General features: G+C 73.0%; 19 protein-coding genes. 8 read left to right on the forward strand and 11 right to left on the reverse strand.

Features of this window, described 5'->3' with window-relative positions:
- Positions 1-6 precede the first annotated feature (6 nt).
- Both R6Y94_RS42030 and R6Y94_RS42035 read right to left on the reverse strand, forming a co-directional pair.
- A complete protein-coding gene (locus R6Y94_RS42030) occupies positions 7-1,626 on the reverse strand; it encodes a histidine kinase N-terminal domain-containing protein (protein ID WP_318402693.1) in 1,620 nt (539 codons plus the stop codon).
- A gap of 60 nt (positions 1,627-1,686) precedes the next feature.
- The gene (locus R6Y94_RS42035) at positions 1,687-2,721 is read right to left on the reverse strand and encodes an SIS domain-containing protein (RefSeq protein ID WP_318402797.1); all 1,035 of its coding nucleotides are present in this window, start codon (positions 2,719-2,721) and stop codon (positions 1,687-1,689) included.
- A 188-nt stretch (positions 2,722-2,909) separates the two neighbouring features.
- Between R6Y94_RS42035 and R6Y94_RS42040 the strand changes: the two genes are divergently transcribed.
- Positions 2,910-4,751, forward strand: coding sequence for a tetratricopeptide repeat protein (locus R6Y94_RS42040; RefSeq protein WP_318402695.1), 1,842 nt, complete (start codon positions 2,910-2,912; stop codon positions 4,749-4,751).
- A gap of 244 nt (positions 4,752-4,995) precedes the next feature.
- On the opposite strand, the gene R6Y94_RS42045 is transcribed toward R6Y94_RS42040, so the two are convergent.
- On the reverse strand, positions 4,996-6,576 hold the full coding sequence (locus R6Y94_RS42045) for an MDR family MFS transporter (protein ID WP_318402697.1): 1,581 nt from the start codon (positions 6,574-6,576) through the stop codon (positions 4,996-4,998).
- A gap of 117 nt (positions 6,577-6,693) precedes the next feature.
- On the opposite strand from R6Y94_RS42045, the gene R6Y94_RS42050 reads away from it, so the two are divergent.
- Positions 6,694-7,317: a TetR/AcrR family transcriptional regulator gene (locus tag R6Y94_RS42050; protein ID WP_318402699.1), complete on the forward strand. Its 624-nt coding sequence runs from the start codon at positions 6,694-6,696 to the stop codon at positions 7,315-7,317.
- Positions 7,318-7,333: 16 nt separating this feature from the next.
- Here R6Y94_RS42050 and R6Y94_RS42055 read toward each other — a convergent pair whose 3' ends face one another.
- Both R6Y94_RS42055 and R6Y94_RS42060 read right to left on the reverse strand, forming a co-directional pair.
- Positions 7,334-7,870, reverse strand: a complete 537-nt coding sequence (locus tag R6Y94_RS42055; protein ID WP_318402701.1) for a GNAT family N-acetyltransferase — start codon at positions 7,868-7,870, stop codon at positions 7,334-7,336.
- Positions 7,871-8,050: 180 nt separating this feature from the next.
- Positions 8,051-8,266, reverse strand: coding sequence for a biotin/lipoyl-binding carrier protein (locus R6Y94_RS42060; protein ID WP_318402703.1), 216 nt, complete (start codon positions 8,264-8,266; stop codon positions 8,051-8,053).
- Positions 8,267-8,533: 267 nt separating this feature from the next.
- On the opposite strand from R6Y94_RS42060, the gene R6Y94_RS45505 reads away from it, so the two are divergent.
- A complete protein-coding gene (locus R6Y94_RS45505; protein WP_369814844.1) occupies positions 8,534-8,608 on the forward strand; it encodes a 50S ribosomal protein bL37 in 75 nt (24 codons plus the stop codon).
- Between the two features lie 231 nt (positions 8,609-8,839).
- Here R6Y94_RS45505 and rsrA read toward each other — a convergent pair whose 3' ends face one another.
- The 5 genes from rsrA to R6Y94_RS42090 form a co-directional block, all read right to left on the reverse strand.
- Entirely contained in the window at positions 8,840-9,124 is a 285-nt protein-coding gene (rsrA, locus tag R6Y94_RS42070; RefSeq protein WP_318402708.1) for a mycothiol system anti-sigma-R factor, read from the reverse strand.
- A 4-nt stretch (positions 9,125-9,128) separates the two neighbouring features.
- The gene (locus R6Y94_RS42075; protein WP_318402710.1) at positions 9,129-10,007 is read right to left on the reverse strand and encodes a sigma-70 family RNA polymerase sigma factor; all 879 of its coding nucleotides are present in this window, start codon (positions 10,005-10,007) and stop codon (positions 9,129-9,131) included.
- Between the two features lie 227 nt (positions 10,008-10,234).
- The gene (locus R6Y94_RS42080; RefSeq protein WP_318402712.1) at positions 10,235-10,849 is read right to left on the reverse strand and encodes an alpha/beta family hydrolase; all 615 of its coding nucleotides are present in this window, start codon (positions 10,847-10,849) and stop codon (positions 10,235-10,237) included.
- 159 nt (positions 10,850-11,008) lie between these two features.
- Positions 11,009-11,413 (reverse strand): WhiB family transcriptional regulator, encoded by a 405-nt coding sequence (locus R6Y94_RS42085; RefSeq protein WP_318402714.1) that lies wholly within the window; start codon positions 11,411-11,413, stop codon positions 11,009-11,011.
- A 200-nt stretch (positions 11,414-11,613) separates the two neighbouring features.
- The gene (locus R6Y94_RS42090; RefSeq protein ID WP_318402716.1) at positions 11,614-12,336 is read right to left on the reverse strand and encodes an SOS response-associated peptidase; all 723 of its coding nucleotides are present in this window, start codon (positions 12,334-12,336) and stop codon (positions 11,614-11,616) included.
- Positions 12,337-12,437: 101 nt separating this feature from the next.
- On the opposite strand from R6Y94_RS42090, the gene aroA reads away from it, so the two are divergent.
- The 3 genes from aroA to R6Y94_RS42105 all read left to right on the forward strand — a co-directional run bounded on the left by aroA (position 12,438) and on the right by R6Y94_RS42105 (position 15,804).
- Positions 12,438-13,748: a 3-phosphoshikimate 1-carboxyvinyltransferase gene (gene aroA / locus R6Y94_RS42095; protein ID WP_318402717.1), complete on the forward strand. Its 1,311-nt coding sequence runs from the start codon at positions 12,438-12,440 to the stop codon at positions 13,746-13,748.
- 171 nt (positions 13,749-13,919) lie between these two features.
- Positions 13,920-14,867, forward strand: a complete 948-nt coding sequence (gene rsgA / locus R6Y94_RS42100; protein WP_318402719.1) for a ribosome small subunit-dependent GTPase A — start codon at positions 13,920-13,922, stop codon at positions 14,865-14,867.
- 373 nt (positions 14,868-15,240) lie between these two features.
- A complete protein-coding gene (locus R6Y94_RS42105) occupies positions 15,241-15,804 on the forward strand; it encodes an XRE family transcriptional regulator (protein WP_318402799.1) in 564 nt (187 codons plus the stop codon).
- Positions 15,805-15,887: 83 nt separating this feature from the next.
- Here the strand turns inward: R6Y94_RS42105 and R6Y94_RS42110 are convergent, their stop codons facing one another.
- Positions 15,888-16,493 (reverse strand): DUF2087 domain-containing protein, encoded by a 606-nt coding sequence (locus R6Y94_RS42110; protein ID WP_318402721.1) that lies wholly within the window; start codon positions 16,491-16,493, stop codon positions 15,888-15,890.
- A 51-nt stretch (positions 16,494-16,544) separates the two neighbouring features.
- On the opposite strand from R6Y94_RS42110, the gene hisN reads away from it, so the two are divergent.
- A complete protein-coding gene (hisN, locus tag R6Y94_RS42115) occupies positions 16,545-17,336 on the forward strand; it encodes a histidinol-phosphatase (protein ID WP_318402722.1) in 792 nt (263 codons plus the stop codon).
- Positions 17,337-17,410: 74 nt separating this feature from the next.
- Positions 17,411-18,355, forward strand: a complete 945-nt coding sequence (locus tag R6Y94_RS42120; protein WP_318402801.1) for a hypothetical protein — start codon at positions 17,411-17,413, stop codon at positions 18,353-18,355.
- Positions 18,356-18,454 lie beyond the last annotated feature (99 nt).

Genomic DNA, 18,454 nt, shown 5'->3' on the forward strand with positions numbered 1-18,454 from the left:
AATGGGCTACCGGGCCAGCGGGACCACCAGCAGCGCTTCGGTGCCGGCACCGGCCCGGTTGCGCAGCTCGATGGTGCCGCGCAGCTCCCCGGTGGCCAGCGCGCGGACGATCTGGAGGCCGAGCCGGCTGCCCTGGTCGGCGTCGAAGTCCTCCGGCAGGCCCTGACCGTTGTCGGCGACCGTGACGTGCAGTTGCTTGCGGAACCGGTGCGCCGAGACGACCACCTCGGCCGGCTCGACCGGCCGATCCGCCTTCTCCTGGTCGATCGTCGGCCCCTGCTCGGTCGGGGCGGGCCCATCCGGGGCGGACGCATCCGAGTCGAGCACGTCCAGGGCGGCCGTCGGCGGCGCCGCCAAGTTCTCACCCGGTTCCGGGAAGGCGTGTTCGACCGCGTTGAGCAGCAACTCGTTCAGCACGATCACCAGCGAGGTGGCGATCTCCGCCGGCAGCACGCCGAAGCTGCCCTGCCGGCGTACCCGTACCGGGACCTCGGTCGCGGCCACCTCGGCGGCGGCCGCCGCCACCCGGTCCACGATGCCGTCGAACTCGACCGCCTCGTCGCTGGACATCGAGAGGGTCTCGTGCACCAGGGCGATCGAGGCGACCCGGCGTACCGACTCTTCCAGCGCGGCCCGGGCGGCCGGGATGCCGACCCGGCGGGCCTGGAGCCGGAGCAGCGCGGCGACGGTCTGGAGGTTGTTCTTCACCCGGTGGTGGATCTCCCGGATGGTGGCGTCCTTGGTGATCAGGGCGCGGTCGCGCCGGCGTACCTCGGTCATGTCCCGGACCAGCACCAGCGCGCCGATCGGCACCCCGGCGGGCATCAGCGGCAGGGCCCGGGTCAGTACTGTCGCGCCCCGGGCCTCGATCTCCCGGCGCGGCGGCGCCTCGCCGCGCAGCGCGGCGAGCACCCGGTTGGCCGCCTCGGTGCCCTCCAGCGGATCGGCGGCCAGCCGGCCGTTCAGCGCCGCCAGGTCCTCGCCGACCAGGTGCGAGGCGAACCCGAGCCGCCGGTACGCGGACTGCGCGTTCGGGCTCGCGTAGGTGACCTTGCCGTTGGCGTCCAGCCGGACCAGCCCGTCGCCGACCCGGGGCGCCGTGGTGGTCTCGCCGGGGTGGCGTACCGGTGGGAACGTGCCGTCGGAGAGCATCTGGGCCAGGTCGTCGGCGGTGGTCAGGTAGTTCAGTTCGAGCTGGCTCGGGGTGCGCGCGGTGGAGAGGTTGGTGTCCCGGCCCACCACGGCGATCACCTCGCCCGACTCGCCGTCGCCGGAGCGCAGCCGGACCGGGATCGCCTCGTGCCGGGCCGGGGTGTCGCCGTACCAGACCGGGTCGCCCTCCCGCCAGATCCGCCCCTGGGTGTACGCGATGGCCAGGTGCGCCACCTCGGGACCGCCGACGATCCGCCCCACCTGGTCGTCCTGGTACGCGGTCGGCGCGGTCGTCGGGCGTACCTGGGCGACGCAGACGAACCCGTCGGTGTCGCTGACCGGTACCCAGAGCAGCAGGTCGGCGAAGGACAGGTCGGAGAGGAGTTGCCAGTCGCCGGCCACCCGGTGCAGGTGGTCGATGTCGACCGGTCGCAGCCTGGTGTGCTCCTCGGCGAGATCGCGCAGCGTGGACACGGGGCAAGCCTGCCACGACCACGCCCGGTGCGGGTATCACAGCGCCGGGCGCGGGTCGGGTCAGAGGGTCGCGGTGACCTTGTGCAGTCCGCGCGGGGCGTCGGGGTCCTCGCCCCGGGCCAGTGCCAGGGCGAGGGCGAGCCGCTGCACCGGCAGGATGTCCAGCAGCGGGGCGTACCGCTCGTCGACCTCCGGCACGGGTAGCTGGGCGGCGGCCCCGGCGACCCCGGCGGGCCCGACCACCACCAGGTCGGCGCCGCGTTCGCCGACCTTGGCGACCACCTCGCGCATGGCGGTACCGCCGGGTCCGGCGCCGACGACGGCCAGCACCGGTACGTCCGGATCGGTCATCGCCAGCGGGCCGTGCAGCAGGTCGGCGCCGGAGAAGGCGAGCGCCGGCAGGTAGGAGGTCTCCATCAGCTTCAGTGCCGCCTCCCGGGCGGTCGGGTACGCGTACCCCCGGCCGGTGGTGACCATCCGGTCGGCAAAGCGGTAGCGGGCGGCGAGTTGCCCCGGCGTCGGGTCGGCGAGGGTACGGGTGGCCAGCTCCGGCAGCGTCTCCAGCCCGGCCCGTTCCTCGGCGGGCACCACCCCGTCCCCGGCCCGGATCCCCTCGACCAGCAGCAGCAGGGCGAGCAGTTCGGCGGTGTACGTCTTGGTCGCGGCGACCGCCCGTTCGTGCCCGGCGGCCACGTCGATCGCGAGTTCGGCCGCGCCGGTCAGCGGGGAGTCCGGCGCGTTGGTCACCGCCAGGGTCAGCGCGCCGGTCTCCCGGGCCACCCGCAGCACCTCGGTCAGGTCGGGTGACCCGCCGCTCTGGCTCACCCCGACGACCAGCGCCTCGGACAGGTCGGGCCGGGCGCCGAAGACGGTGATGGTGCTCGGCGAGGCGAGCCCGGCGGGAAGCCCGAGCCGGATCTCGGTCAGGTACGCGGCGTACAGCGCCGCGTGGTCCGAGGTGCCGCGTGCGGTGAACACCACGTGCTTCGGCCGGCGTTCCGCGATCACGGCCGCCACCTGCGCGATCGCGGCCGTCGAGGCCGGTTCCAGCAGTCGCGCGAAGCCTTCCGGCTGCTCGGCGATGTCCGCCGCCATGCCGGCTCCCGGTTGCGCCACGATGACCTCCTCATGCGCGTTTCCCGCGCGTTCCATGCTCAGCTTTGCACGATTGTACGCTTCACAGCAATCTAACGATCAGCTTTGCGCAGTAGATCACCAACCGCCGTCGCCATGCCCTAGGCTCCCCAACCCAGGGGAAATTCCACGTACGAAGGGTCGACTCGGTGCCCGAGGGAACGGACGACCCCCGGCTCTCGGCCGAGGGAGAACTCGCGCTGGCCCGGCTGGCGCTGGACGAGGGCGACCTCACGCACGCCGCCGGTCATCTGGCCGGAGCGATCGCGTACGCCCCGACCATGCCCGAGGTGCACGAGGCGCTCGCACAGCTCGCCGCTCGGTCCGGTGGCGGAGTCGAGCTCTTCCCGCTCGACCAGCACCCGTTCATCGGTACCGTGGTGGCCCGCGCGCACCTGCTCGCCGCCGCCGGACGCCCCGGCGACGGGCTGGAACTGCTCGCCGCCGCCACCGGACACGTCCCCTCGGCCGACTGGGCCGGCGTGCCCTGGGTGAGCGCCCCCGAACTCCCCGGCCTGCTCGATCCGGACCGGATCGCCCGGGTGCTGATGCAGGTCTGCGCCGGCATCTCCGACCCGGTGCCGGAGACCGCCCGCGAACCGCTCTGGCCCTACCTGCGGCTGGCCCGGCACGCCGTGGCGGCACATCCCCGGCACGGCCTGCTGCTCGGCGCGGCGTCCGCGCTGGCCCGCCGGGTCGGCGCGGTCGGCCAGGCCGTCGAATGGGCCGGCCAGGGAGCCCGGGAGCTGCCGTCGAAGCTCTCCGAAGTGTGGCTCGGCTACGCCTACCGCAGCGCCGGGCGGACCGCCGAGGCGCTCGCCGCGCTGCGCCGGGCCGTGGACCACGACCCCGACGACCTCTCGGTGTACGCCGACATCGCCGGCACCCTCGCCGACCACGGCCGGCTCGACGAGGCACTGGACTGGATCGACCGGGCGCTGGCCCGGGACCCGTCCTTCGACTGCGCGGTGCACACCGGTCACCGGCTGCGCTACCGTCAGGACGGCGACCTCGGCCACCTGGTGGCGCTGGCCGACTTCCAGCGGGACCATCCGGACGACTCGCACGAGCACAGCGACCTCGCCGAGTGCTGCCAGAACCAGCCGTGGCTGGGCCGGGTCCCGCCGGCCACCGAGGCGGTGGCGGTGGCGCTGCGGCAGCGGCTGGCCACCGGCGATCCGGTTGACGGCGCCCGGCTGCCGCTGGACGGGCTGGAGCCGCCAAGCGCGATGCGTACGCTGCACGGGGCGGCCCCGGCCCTGGTCGTCACCGTCGCCGCCACCCCGGAGCCGGATCTGCGCGAACCACGCCGCCCGGTCGGGCACCAGCTCTGGCGGTACGCCGGCATCACCGCCGTACCGGCCGTGCCGGCGCCGACCGACGTGGCGGTGCGCCGGATCCAGCAGTTGGCCCATCCCGCCTGGCCGCATCCGCCGGCGGCCTACGACGCGGCGGTCGGGCTCGCCACGCTCGAACTCGACGACCTGCTCGGCCTGCTGGCCCATCCGCCGGCACCGCCACCGACCGAACTGGGCCGCACGCTGAGCCGGCACGACCCGACACTCTGGGTGCGCTGTGTTCAGGTCTGGGTCTGCCTCGGGCTGCTGCACCACCGCACCGACGAGCCGTGGCCGGACTCGACCCGGCGCAGAGTACTGCTCGACCTGATCTGGGGCGTCGAGGACTGGGTCACCGAGGCGGCGCTGTTCGCCCTGGTCACCGCCGCCTGGGTAGACCCGTCGGTACGTACCGAGGTGGCCCGGGTCATCGCCGGTCGGTTCGGTGACGCGGTCGAGGTGGCACAGCGGCGGCCGGTCACCGTGCTGCGTTCGCTGGCCCAGCTCGTGCTGGCCACGCCGGCCGCCGAGCCGACGGCGGTCGACACCGCCCGGCTGCTGCTCGGCCGGGACGGTACTGCGGTGGCGCCCCGACAGCGCCGCTTCGGCCGGCTACTGGACCGGATGTGGCGGCGGTTCACCCGGCACGGCTGAAACTCCGCACGGCCGGCCGGGTCCCCACGGTTCAACTCCGCACCGCGGACAGGTCCCACGGCTCAACTCCGGACGGCCGGCCGCCGGGACCCGAGTTCCGCAGGGCGGGTCGGGTCTGGGCGACAAAGGCGGCGCCGCCCCCGGGGGGGGGGGGGGGGCGCGGGCGGGGGGGGGGGGGCCGGGGGGGGGGGGCCCCCCCCCCGGCCCCCCCCCGGGGGGGGGGGGGCCCCCCCCGCGGCGGAGGTCAGCGTACGGGCGGGCTGGCCAGGGCGATCTCCGCCTGCTCCTCGGGAGTGTCGGCCGCGGAGGCGGGGCCGCCGCGCAGCGGGATCTCCTTGACGAACCAGGCCAGCACGGCCACGGCCAGCGCGAACGGTACCGCCCAGACGAAGACCACCCCGATCGCGTCGGCGAGACCGCTGAGCACCGCGTGCTGCTGCTCCGGCGGCAGCGCCCGCAACGCGGCCGGGTCGACTCCGGCGCCCTCGCCGCCGGTCATCATCGGCCCGGCGGGCGAGTCGGCCAGCCGGTTGGCGAAGACCGCCCCGAACAGCGAGATCCCGAACGAGCCGCCGATCGACCGGAAGAAGGTGGCCGCACCGCTCGCCGCACCGAGGTCCTTCTGCTCCACGCTGTTCTGCGCGATCAGCATCGAGGTCTGCATCAGGAAGCCCATCCCGACACCGAGCACGATCATGTAGAGCGAGGACTCCAGCTTGCCGGTGTCGACGTCGAGCATGGCCAGCAGCGCCATCCCGGCAGTCATCACGATCCCGCCGACGATCGGGAAGGCCCGGTAGCGGCCGGTCCTGGTGATCGCCCGGCCGACCACGATCGACACCACCAGCATGCCGAACATCAGCGGCAGCAGCAGCAGGCCGCTGTTGGTCGCGGAGGCGCCCTGCACGGTCTGCTGGTACAGCGGCAGGAAGTTCATCGAGCCGAACATCGCGAAGCCGAGCAGGAAGCCGATCACCGAGATCACCGCGAAGTTGCGGTTGGCGAAGAGGCTCAGCGGCAGGATCGGCTCCGGCACCCGCCGCTCGACCACGGCGAAGGCGATCAGCGAGAGTGCCGCGACGGCGGCCAGGCCGAGAATCTGGCCGGAGATCCAGTCGTACTCGTTGCCGCCCCAGGTGGTCACCAGCACGATCGCGGTGATCCCGACCGAGAGCAGCGCGGCGCCGAGCCAGTCGATCCGGTGCTCGGTGCGGTACTTCGGCAGGTGCATCCGGGTGGCCAGCAGGATCAGCGCCACGCCGCCGAGCGGCAGGTTGACGTAGAACGCCCACCGCCAGGAGAGATGGTCGGTGATGAAGCCGCCGACCAGCGGACCGGCCACCATGGCGATGGCCATGATGCCGGCGATCATGCCCTGGTAGCGGCCCCGCTCCCGGGGCGGGACCAGGTCGCCGATGATCGCCATCACGCCGACCATAAGGCCGCCCGCGCCGAGTCCCTGCACCGCGCGGAAGGCGATCAGCTCCGTCATCCCGTCGGCGGGGCCGCCGAGCATCGCCGACCCGGCCATCCCGCAGAGCGCCGACCCGAACAGGAACAGCACGATCGAGCTGAGGAAGACGGTCTTGCGGCCGTAGAGGTCGCCGAGCTTGCCCCAGATCGGGGTGGAGACGGTCGACCCGAGCACGTAGGCCGTGACCACCCAGGTGAAGTGGTTGAGTCCGCCGAACTCGCCGACGATCCTCGGCAGCGCGGTGCTGACGATCATGTTGTCGAGCATCGCGAGCATCATCGCGATCATCAGGCCGCCGAGGACGACTCTGATGTTGACTGGTCGTTGCGGCGCATCCGCCATCGTCGTCATCGGTAGGCTCTCCCCCTGAGTGCAACCGCTTACTTGCCGACCGGCTAGTGAATTCTACCTGCCGCACGGTAAGCTGGGCGCCGGGTTCCCGTCAAGCAATTACGAGAGGTGGTCCGGGTGACCGGCAGCACAGGAGACACACGGTCCCGGATCCAGGCCGTGGCCCTGGAACTCTTCACCGAGCAGGGCTACGAGAAGACCTCACTACGGGAGATCGCCGAACGGCTGGGCGTCACCAAGGCGGCCCTCTACTACCACTTCAAGAGCAAGGACGACATCGTCGACAGCTTCGTGTCCGACCGAGTCGACCGGCTGGACCGGCTGATCGAGTGGGCCGCGAAGCAGCCGGACGACATCATCAGCCGCCGGACGACGCTGCGCCGCTACTGCGAGGAGTTCTTCGGCGACGACGGTCGCAACGTGATGCAGTTCTTCGAGCAGAACCGGACGGTGGTGAAGCACCATCCCGCCGGCCAGATGATGCGGGACCGGATGCTGCGGATCGCCGAACTGCTCTCCCGGGCCGACCCGTCGCCGGCCGGACAGCTCCGCGCGACGCTGGCGCTCTTCTCCGTACACGGCAGTCTCTTCGCGCTGCGCGGCGAGATCAGCAGCACCGAACGGCAGGAACTCGCGCTGGAGATCGCCAACGAGCTGCTCGACCGGATCGGCGAGGACCGCACCGGCCCCGGCGAGCCCGAACCCGGGACGGACAGCACCCCGACCGTCGCAGCCGGCTAACGTCCGGCTCCGGGTCTCAGCTCCGGCTCGGCTCCGACAGCACGGTCGGCGCGGGGGTCAGGTCGAGGCGGAGCGCGAGCAGGTCCACACCGGGGGCGGGCGACCAGTCCCGGTCCGGCGTACGGACGAAACCGAACGCCGCGTAGAGCCGGTGCGCCGGGGTGGAGAAGCTGCGGGTGCAGATCACCACCCGGGCACAGCCGAGCGACCTCGCCCGGTCCAGGCAGGCCCGGACCAGCGCCTTGCCGGCACCCCGGCCCTGCGCCCCCGGGTCCACCGCCAACATCCGGAACTCCGCCTCGTCGGGCCCGGACAGCTCGGCGTACGCCGAACCGGGCAGCACGAACAGCACGGCACCGAGCAGCTCACCGGTGGCCTCGTCGACGGCGACCAGCAGCTCCCCGGCACCGGCCCGGGCCGGTACGTCGGCGAGCACCTGCTCGTACCCGTGCTCGCCGTCGAGTTGCCCGTCCGCCCGGTACGCCGCCACGGTGAGCCGGGCGATCGCGTCGAAGTCGGCCGGCTCGGCGATCCGGACCACCAGGTCGGTCATCCCGCTCCCTCGCTCCGTCGGGTCATGCCGTCGCCCAGGTCACTGCCCCGGACGGGTCCCGCCGGGCGACCTGCCCGGCGCGGCCGGTCACTGAACCTTTCTCGACCTGAACCGCGCGGCGCGTGCGCCCCGACTTCTCCTTTCGGCCACGACGGACCGCAACGGGAGGTGGAAGAAGGCTCATTCGATCACGGCGATCAGGTCGCCGTCCTGTACGACGTCGCCCTCGTGCACGGCGAGTTGCCGGAGCACCCCGTCCGACTCGGCCACCACCGGGATCTCCATCTTCATGGACTCGAGGATCACCAGCGTGTCGCCCTCGGACACCGTGTCACCGGCTGCGGCCACGACCTTCCAGACGTTCGCCACCATCTCGGCGCGGATCTCCTCGGCCATGGATTCCCCCTTGTCGTGACTGTTGCCCTGCGACGGTATCCAATCATGCGACGACCGCCGTGGCAGGCACAGCGGCGGTCCGTCGCCGGCCGGGTTCGCCGAGCACCCGGGGACGGGCGCTACCGAAACGGCGTGCGTTCCCGGACGGGCGGGCACACCGCCTCGGCGGGGCCGCGCGGCGCCCATGGGAGGATTGCCCGGCGCGAGCGGAAACGGGCGGTCGACGACGCTGGTCGGCGCCGCCCACGGAAACGGACGGAGGTCAGCATGGCGAAGAAGTCACGGAAGAAGAAGGCGCGGAAGAAGAGCGCCGCCAACCACGGCAAGCGCCCCAACTCCTGAGCTCGGCGCCGAGCCTGGGCGGCCGGGCGGGGCACGGGACCGTCGGCGATCGCGACAGAGCGCTCGCCACATCCCGGCCCGCCCGGCGATCCGCCACAACGGCGGTGTACCGACGGATCGCCCACCCGGTCAACCTTCCTCGACCTCCCCCGGCGGTCCGGCCGGTCCGGCGGACCGCAGGGTCGGACGGACGCGGTGCGTGAGCGCCGCGCGGTTCAGGTGGGGAAAGATTCAGTCGGCGAGATATTCCCGGGAGTCGGTCTCGAAGACCAGCTCGGCCAGGCGGACCCGCAGCCGCTCCCGGAGGTCGGCCGGCGCGGTCTCGTTGCCGCAGCAGCGCGCGACCAGCGCCTTGACCTCCTGCTCGATGCCGTACTCGCGCAGGCAGGGCGAGCACTCGTCGAGATGGTCCCGGATCAGGTTGCGCCGCTCGTCCGCGCACTCCAGGTCGAGGTAGAGGTATACCTCGGTGAGGACCTCACGGCAGTCCGTCTCGTGCGGTTCACCGCAACTCATTCGCTCACACCTCCCGGCCAGCCGCAGCGGACCTGGTCGACGGGGCGGACGAGAAGCCCCGGTCGGCAGCGTAGCGCTCAAGCAGCTTCCGTAGGTTCCGCCGGCCACGGTGCAGCCGGGACATCACGGTGCCGATCGGCGTCCCCATGATGTCGGCGACCTCCTTGTAGGAGAACCCTTCGACGTCGGTGAGGTAGACGGCGAGCCGGAACTCCTCCGGGAGCTGCTGCAACGCCTCTTTCACGTCGGTGTCCGGAAGCCGGTCCAGCGCCTCGGTCTCGGCCGAGCGCAGCCCGCTGGAGGTGTGCGACTCCGCCTCGGCGAGCTGCCAGTCAGTGATCTCCTCGGTCGGCGCCTGCACGGGTTGCCGCTGCCGCCGACGGTAGGAGTTGATGTAGGTGTTGGTCAGGATCCGGTAGAGCCACGCCTTGAGGTTCGTACCCTCTTCGAACTGGTGGAACGCGGCGAACGCCTTCAGGAAGGTCTCCTGGACCAGATCCTCCGCGTCGGCGGGGTTGCGGGTCATCCGCAGACCGGCGGCGTACAGCTGGTCGACGAAGGGCAGCGCGTCACGTTCGAACCGGGCCCTACGCTCGTCCGTCTTCTCCGCTGTCAACCGGCCGTCTCCCTCGCCTCGGTACCGAACCGGCGCGGTGACCTTCTTCCCCACCACCGCAACGTTATTCGGCTGTCCCGCCGAGGATACGCGGAAAGCGCGGCCCGGCGACTCGGTTCGGGCGGTGGCGGTACCCACCCCGGGCCGGTCACCCGACGACCGGGAGGGAGGACCGCTCCGCCTCCGGTCGGGCCACCGCGCCTCGCGGTCGTGCTCCAGGCTCCGTGTCTCGGTCGACACCGGGCAAACCCCCTTGTGGCTCCACATGCTTCCGGGAGTTGTAACCGCCGTACCGGGCGAGGCATTCCGTCCACCGCCCATCCCTGGCCCCGGCCGTGGCCAATCCGTTCGGACTTCCCACGGCTGGGACCAGGAAGGGCCTGGGAGGATGAAACCGGGCGCCACGTCCGATTCGCAGAATCGCAGGCGGTGTCCGGCATCAGTTGGAGCAACGATCACGCCGGCAGGACAGAAACGGCCGGTCGGCCACCGCCTCAGCCCGCCCAGCCGCGCTCGCGCAGCCAGCCGAGCACCAGCTCGGCCGTTCCGGCCGGGTCGACGCGCAGGTCATGCCGTTCGCCCGGCCGTACCTCCACCTGGACGCCCGGCTCCGCGGCCGGTACGCCGAACGGGTCCCGATCGCCGTTCAGCACCAGGGTCGGCAGCCCGGTACGCAGCTCCGCCGCCCGGGACCGCTCCGGCCGGCCAGGCGGATGGAGCGGAAAGGCGAGCGCGACGATCCCGGACGCGCCGAGCATGCCGGCGGTACGGCAGGCGACCCGGGCGCCGCTGGACCGGCCGCCGACGACCAGGGTGGGTGTCGAGCGGTACCGGCCCAGCAGCGCGGTGACGACCGCCACCCAGGCCTCGTCGAGCTGGCCGGCGGGGGCCGGTGCCCGCCGCCCGGCGACCCGGTACGGCTGGGTCACCCTGGCCACCGCGACCCCGGCCCCGACCGCCGCGTCCCGGAGCGCGACCAGGTCCGGTGCGTCCACGCTGCCGCCCGCGCCGTGCCCGAGCACCAGCAGGGTGGTCGGCCCGGGCCGCGGCAGGTCGACGTCCACCCGGGCCGGACCCCGTGGAGTGCCGATCTCGTCGCCGCGCCGCACGGCGCCACTGTATGGCACCCCGGCCGGGTCGCCCGGTGTCACCGCCGGTAGCCGGTCGGGCGCCACCACCCGCGCCCGGCCGACGGTGTCGACCCGGTCCGGCACGACCTGGCCGGCCGACGACCGGTGCTGCCCGGTCGGTGGCCGGCGGTGGACGGGTCAGCGGCGGCTGGAACTGAGCGGTACGAGGGTCAGCAGGCGGTCCCGGACCGGTGGCCCGGCGTCGACGACCGCGTCCGGGTCACGCTCCACCTGGTCTCGCCAGGCGACCAGCATCGCCCGGCGTTCACGCGGCGTGGTCGCTCCCCATACCCCGTGGCAGTCACCCACCTCAAGCGCCCAGGCGAGGCAGGGTCCCTGCACGTCACAGGTCCGGCACAGCGCGACGGCCGAGTCGGCCGGCTCGCTGGGTGCCGGGAAAAATGTCTCCGGGTCCACGCTCTGACACACCCCCCGGGTACGCCAGGCATCGTCCAGGCACCGCTCGCTGAGTGCCCGAAGCATCCTCGGGTCTCGACGCGCCGCGGCAACCTCGTGCGGGCGTGGCATCCGCGCCCGTGTCATTCACCCACCTCCCCCGTGGGACCGACGAAGATCGATGAGTGCCGCTCGCCCGGTGCGAGCCGACACCCACTGCCGGCGCTGTGTTCTATCGCACCACCACTATGCGTGACAAGGGCTCTCAGCAAAGGTGTGGAAAACTCCCGGCGACGATCCACCCCGAACGGTGGCAAATCGGTGCAGGCGAATACCCGGTTCCGAAGTCAGAACAGCGTCGATGCGACGGGCTCTTCTGGTAACGCCCGCAGCGGCGCGGCGGTGACCCGGGCGACGAGTTCCGGACCGTCGTTACGGACGTCTCCGACACCCCTGCCCACCGGCCGGATCTCGATCGCGGCCAGCGATTTCTCGTCCGGCGGCGCGAGCAGCAGGGCCGGGTCGTCGTCGCCGTCGAGCCAGTCGGACCAGCGCTGCCGGGGCAGCAGCAGCGGCATCCGGCCGTGCACCAGGGCCAGTTCGCCGAGCGCCGCCGTGGTGACCACGCTGGAGGTGAGCAGCGGGTCACCGGCACCGTGCCAGACCGACCAGAGGCCGGCGAAGGCGAGCACCCCGCCGTCGCGCGGAGTCATGAAGTACGCCTGCTTGCCGCCGTCCTGGCGGACCCACTCGTACCAGCCGTCGGCCGGGACGAGGCAGCGGCGCCGGGCGAAGGCGTGCGCGTACGCCCGGGTGGTGGCGACCGTCTCGGCCCGGGCGTTGATCATGCGGGCGGCACCTCGGCTGTCCTTGGCCCAGTGCGGCAGCAGACCCCAACGGGCCACGGAAAGCAGCGGACCGCCCGAGTCGGGGCAGACGCGTACGATCGGCACCGGATCGGTCGGCGCGACGTTGTAGTCGGCCGCGAGCCGGCCACCGGTCTCGTCGAACGCCTCGAAGAGAGCGCTCAGATCGGCCGCACTGCGGGTGGTCGCGTACCTGCCGCACATGGTGGCCACGCTAGCGCCTCCGGCGCCGGCTGGCCGTCCCGTCAGGCGGGAGGGGCCGAGGCTCCGATACGGTACGCCCGCTGGCAGGGCAGAATGTACCGGTGCCGAACCTGACGGCGGTCCGCCCGCTCGAGCCTTGGACCGCGCCGACCGCGACCGACCCGGTCGCCTCGACGCTGCGGCTGCCCGGCTCCAAGTCGTTGACGGCCCGGGCGCTGGTGCTCAGCGCGGTGGCCGACGGCCCCTCCACGCTGCGTCACCCGCTGCGTGCCCGGGACACCGAGCTGATGGCCGGCGGGCTGCGCGCGATGGGCGCGCACGTTTCCACCGTGGATGACGAGCGGTGGCTGATCCGGCCCCACCCGCTCCAGGGCCCGGCACACGTCGACGTCGGCCTCTCCGGCACGGTCATGCGGTTCGTCCCGCCGGTCGCCGGGCTGGCCGAGGGGCCGGTCACCTTCGACGGCGACCCGCACGCGCGGCTGCGCCCGCTCGGCCCGCTGGTCGGGGCGCTCCGCTCCATCGGGGTACGCATCGACACCACCGAGGGCGCCAGCCTGCCGCTGACCGTGCAGGGCGCCGGTCAGGTGCGCGGCGGCGAGGTGGTGATCGACGCCTCGGCGTCCAGCCAGTTCGTCTCCGGGCTGCTGCTCGGCGGGGCCCGGTTCGAGCGCGGGATCGTGGTCCGGCACGTCGGCCCGCCGGTCCCGTCCGCGCCGCACCTGCGGATGACCGTGCAGATGCTCCGGGCCGCCGGTGCCGCGGTCGACGACACCACCCCGGACGTCTGGACGGTGGAGCCGGGCCGGCTCTCCGGGCGCGGCTGGGACATCGAGCCGGACCTCTCCGGCGCGGTGCCGTTCTTCGCCGCCGCGCTGGTCACCGGGGGCAGGGTGACCCTGCGCGGCTGGCCGCGCAGCAGCCTGCAACCGGTCGACACGCTGCGCGAACTGCTCTCCCGGATGGGCGGCGAGGTGATCCTGGGCACCGACGGCCTCACCGTACGCGGCACCGGGGTGATCCGAGGGCTGGACGCCGACCTCTCCGACGTCAGCGAGTTCACGCCGGTACTCGCCGCGCTCGCCGTACTGGCCGACTCGCCGTCCCGGCTGCGTGGCGTGGCGCACATCCGGGGCCACGAGACCGACCGGCTGGCCGCGCTGGCCCGGGAGCTGAACGGGCTCGGTGCCGACGTCACCGACACCGCCGACGGGCTGGAGATCCGGCCCCGGCCACTGCGCGGCGCCGCCTTCCGGACCTACGCCGACCACCGGATGGCACACGCGGCGGCGGTGATCGGGCTCGCCGTGCCGGGCATCGAATTGGACGATGTGGCGTGTACCTCCAAGACCATGCCCGAGTTCCCGGCACTATGGTCGACGATGGTGACCGGCGGCGGCGGGCGCCGATAGCCGGGACCGATCCGTCCCCTCGCTGATCGCCGCCGCAAGACGAGACAGGGAGCGGAGCTGGCGGGCAAACGGCGGGAGTACGACGAGGACGACGTACGGGTACGGCCCGGACGTTCGTCGCGGCCGCGTACCCGGACCAGGCCCCGGCACTCCGACGCGGTCGACGGCTTCGTGATCGCCGTCGACCGGGGCCGCTACACCTGCGTGGTCGGCGACGACCCGGGGACCGGGCACGGCGACCGGACCGACGGCGGGACGGTCACCGCGATGCGGGCCCGTGAACTGGGCCGGAAGTCGGTGGTGGTCGGCGACCGGGTCGCACTGGTCGGGGACACCTCCGGCGCGACCGGGGCACTGGCCCGGATCGTCCGGATCGCCGAGCGGACCTCGGTGCTGCGGCGCACCGCCGACGACGACGAGACCACCGCCGAGGGGCGGCTCGAACGGGTCGTCGTGGCCAACGCCGACCAGCTCGTGATCGTCAGTTCGCTGGCCGACCCGCCGCCGCGGACCGGGTTCATCGACCGGTGCCTGGTGGCGGCGTACGACGCCGACATCGAGCCGCTGCTCTGCCTGACCAAGGCGGATCTGGCGCCGCCCGAGGAGGTGCTCGGCTACTACACGGAGCTGGACCTGCGACACGTACTCGTCGGACCCGGCTCGGACCTCGACGAGCTGCGCGGGCTACTCGCCGAGCGGATCTCTGTCATGGTCGGGCACTCCGGGGTGGGCAAGTCGACGCTGGTGAACCGGCTGGTTCCGGAGGCGGACCGGGCGGTCGGCACGGTCAGCGCGATCGGCCGGGGCCGGCACACCTCCACCAGCGCCGTCGCGCTGCGCCTGCCGTCGCTGCGGGGCAACCGGCGGGTGCATCCCGGCTGGATCATCGACACCCCCGGGATCCGCAGCTTCGGCCTGGCGCACGTCTCGGCGGAGAGCCTGCTGCACGGCTTCCCCGACCTGGTCGAGGGGACCGTCGAGTGCCCGCCGAACTGCGAGCACACCCCGGACGAGGCCGACTGCGCGCTGGACGCCTGGGTGGCGGCCGGCAACGCCGACCCGCGCCGGCTGGCGTCGTACCGCCGGCTGCTGGCCTCCCGGGCCGGCGAGGTCGAATAGCCGGTCACCACACCTCGTCTCTTCCCGCTGTCTGCGACCCGATGCACAACCAGGCTCGTCCTCTCGTCAGCCGATGCCGGTGATCCGGCGCAGGTCGTCATCCGTCGGCCGACTCGACGGCAGCAGCGCACGCACCGCCCCCGGCACCCACCCCCGGTCGTGGACCTCAAGCCAGGTGCCGGCGAGCACGAGGCGCCCGCAGTCCGGCAACCCGCACGGCCGGCAGCCGTCGATGCTGCGCGGCCAGCTGACCTAGCGTCCACCGTCGGTGTCGATGAGAAGACCGTGTCCCGATGGGTAGCCAACGCCAGTCGGACGCCGCATCCGCGTCACCGGTGCGCGGTCCGCCGCCGCGCTGGAGGTCGACGTGGAGATGCTGTGGCCCGAGGCTGTACGGGCAGCCGTCAAGACCGGCTACGACCGGGAGATCGTCAGCCTCTACCCGAACCGGTCGCTGATTCCCCGCTCGCTGTGGCGTGACCTGATCGGCGGGGCCAAGGACGATCTGCTCTTCGCCGGCTACACGAACTACTTCCTCTGGCTGGACCTGCCTGGCCTGCGCGGGGTGCTGCGGAAGCGCGCCGACGCCGGGGTGGAGGTGCGGTTCCTGGTCGGCGACCCCGACAGCCCGGTCACTGCCGAGCGGGAGCGGATCGAGAGCGTTCCACTCACGGTGTCGACCCGGATTCGGGTGACGCTGGACGAGTTGGGCAAGCTCCGGAACGACGCGCCGTCGGTGGCGGGCCGCTACTCGGATCGGCACATCGCGCTGAGCGTGTTCCGGTTCGACGCGGACATGCTGGTGTGCACGCACCTCGCCGATCAGATGGGGCACGACTCGCCGACAGTGCATCTGCGGCGCCGGCAGGACGGCGGGCTGTTCGACCGGTACGCCGCCCACGTCGAGCACCTGTGGGCGGCGGGTCGGGACATCTGACCTACAACAGAGCGCTATCGCGGTGTGGCTTCGGGTCGAGGTATCGCCGACCGCTTCTGCGGTATGAGATTCCTTGGCAGCTACTACCCGGGCAGCCCGTCGGGGTCGCTCGCGGTCGGTCCCGGGTCGAGGTCCACCGGGCCGCCGCTGCGCCAGTAGACGCCGTCCCGGCGGGTCAGCAGCACCTCGTCGACCAGATAGCGGCGCAGCGTGGCGTAGTCGTCGTACCAGGCCCGGAGCAGGGCGTTCACCTCCCGTTCGGAGTAGCGCACGCCCGGCTCGAAGGTCGTCACGACGTGTTCCAGCAGCAGCCGGCGCTTGCCGTGTGCGGCCGGCATCTGGGAGATCCGGCCGTCCCGGAGGAAGGCCCGGAGCACCGTCGCGGTGGCCCGGTCCGGGTCCAGCTCCGCTTCGGGCTCGGCGGAGGCGGGCGGATGGGCGCGTACCGCCTCCTTGAACGCCCCGACCAGGGCGACCGCCCGGCCGTCCACCGTCTCGACCAGGCCGCCGGACTCCAGCCGGCGCAGCGCGGCGTGCACGGTCCGGGCGGGTAGCCCGGTCCGCTCCGCCACCTCGGCCACCTCGCCCGCGCCGAGCACCACGGCGGCGAAGGCGGCCAGTCGGTCCGGCTCGGCCAGCAGGCCGATCAGCATTTCAGGGGACGCGTCGGAAATCGGTTCGGTGGCCACGGCGCGGGATGCTAACGCACCCGGCTGGACCGGATCGAGTAGGTTTCCGCCATGGCCCGGTACGCGGACGACCTGTCCCTGGCGCACATGCTCGCCGACACCGCCGACTCGATCTCGATGGCCCGGTTCCGGGCCATGGATCTGCACGTGGAGGCGAAACCGGATCTGACGCCGGTCACCGACGCCGACACCGCCGTGGAGCGGGCCGTCCGGGCCACCCTGGCCCGCACCCGGCCCCGGGACGGCGTGCTCGGCGAGGAGTATGGCGCCTCCGCCGCGCCCGCCGGAGCCGGCCCCCGGCAGTGGGTGATCGACCCGATCGACGGCACCAAGAACTTCGTCCGGGGAGTGCCGATCTGGGCCACCCTGATCTCGCTGATGGACGGCGACGTCCCGGTCGTCGGCCTGGTCTCCGCACCGGCCCTCGGGCGCCGCTGGTGGGCGGCGACCGGCCTCGGGGCGTACGCGGGCAAGCACCAGGCCGCCGCCACCCCGATCCGGGTCTCCGGGGTGGGCCGGCTCGCCGACGCCAGCTTCTGCTACTCCTCGCTGCACGGCTGGGAGGAGACCGGCCGGCTCGACCCGATGCTCGACATCGTCCGGACGGTGTGGCGGAGCCGGGCGTACGGGGACTTCTACGGCTACATGCTGGTCGCCGAGGGGGCGGTCGACGCGATGGTCGAGCCGGAGCTGTCGCTGTGGGACCTGGCCGCGCTGATCCCGATCGTGACCGAGGCCGGCGGCACCTTCACCGACCTTCACGGACGCCCCGGCCCGGGCGGCGGGAGCGCGATCGCCAGCAACGGCAAACTGCACCAGGATCTGCTCGACCGGCTCGGCTAGCCGGCCGAGCGAAGCGGCGCGGCAGCCTCTATCCTCGCCAGGTGGTGTCCACCGGTTGGTGCTTCCTCGCGGCCATGATCTTCGCGTACGGCGTGGCCAACCTGCTCCAGTCGGTGGCCGCGACCCGGACGACCCTGCACCACACCTTCGACCCCGGGTTGCTGCTGCGGCTGGTCGGGCACCGCAGCTATCTCGTCGGGCTGACCTGCCAGATGCTCGGCTTCGTCCTCGCCTTCCTGGCCCGGCGGGACCTGCCGCTCTTCCTGGTCCAGGCGAGCGTGGCGGCCGGGCTCGGCGTCACCGCCCTGCTCGGGGTGCTGGTGCTCAAGTGGCGGCTGCCGGCCGCCGAGGTCCTGCTGCTGGTACTCCTGCTGGCCGGGATCACCGCACTGGTACTGGCCGCGAAACCGGCGCCGTCCCGGCAGCTTGGGACCGCCGGGGTGGTCGGCCTGGTCGCCGCGCTCGCCGTGATCGGCGCGCTCGGTTTTCCCGCCGTACGCCTGCACGGCGTGCCGGGTTCGGTGGCGCTCGGCGCGCTGGCCGGATTGGCGTTCTCGGCCGCCGCAGTCGCTGCCCGGCCGCTCGCCTCGGTGCACTCGTTCGACGCCTTCCTCCGGGATCCCCTGCTCTACCTGCTGATCGTGCACTCGATCGTCGGCCAGTTGCTGCTCGGCCTGGCGATGCAGCGCGGCTCGACCACCGCGGCGGTGGCCGCGATGGACGCCGCCGGGGCGGTACCGGCGGCGATCGTCGGGCTGCTGCTGCTCGGTGACCGGATCTGGCCGGGCCGGGAGTGGCTGGCCGGGGTCGGCTTCCTGATCACCCTGGTCGCGGTGCTCGGCCTGACCCGGTACGCCGAGCCGCAGCACCAGCACACTCTGCTGCCCGACCAGCGGGGCCGGGAACTGCCCGCACGGTCCCCGGCCGCGCTGCCGGCCCGTCCCGCCGCACGACTGCCGAGGTCGACCGCGCCCAGCCGGCGCCGGTCCACGTCGATCGCACCGGTCCCCCGACGCTGACCACCGGCTCGCCGGTCCACCTCGATCGCACCGGTCCCCCCGCGCTGACCACCGGCTCGCCGGGCGGCCCAACCAGCGGCGACGCCCCGCCCCGATCGG

The organism is Plantactinospora sp. KLBMP9567 (assembly GCF_033446045.1).
Classification (GTDB): Bacteria; Actinomycetota; Actinomycetes; order Mycobacteriales; family Micromonosporaceae; genus Plantactinospora.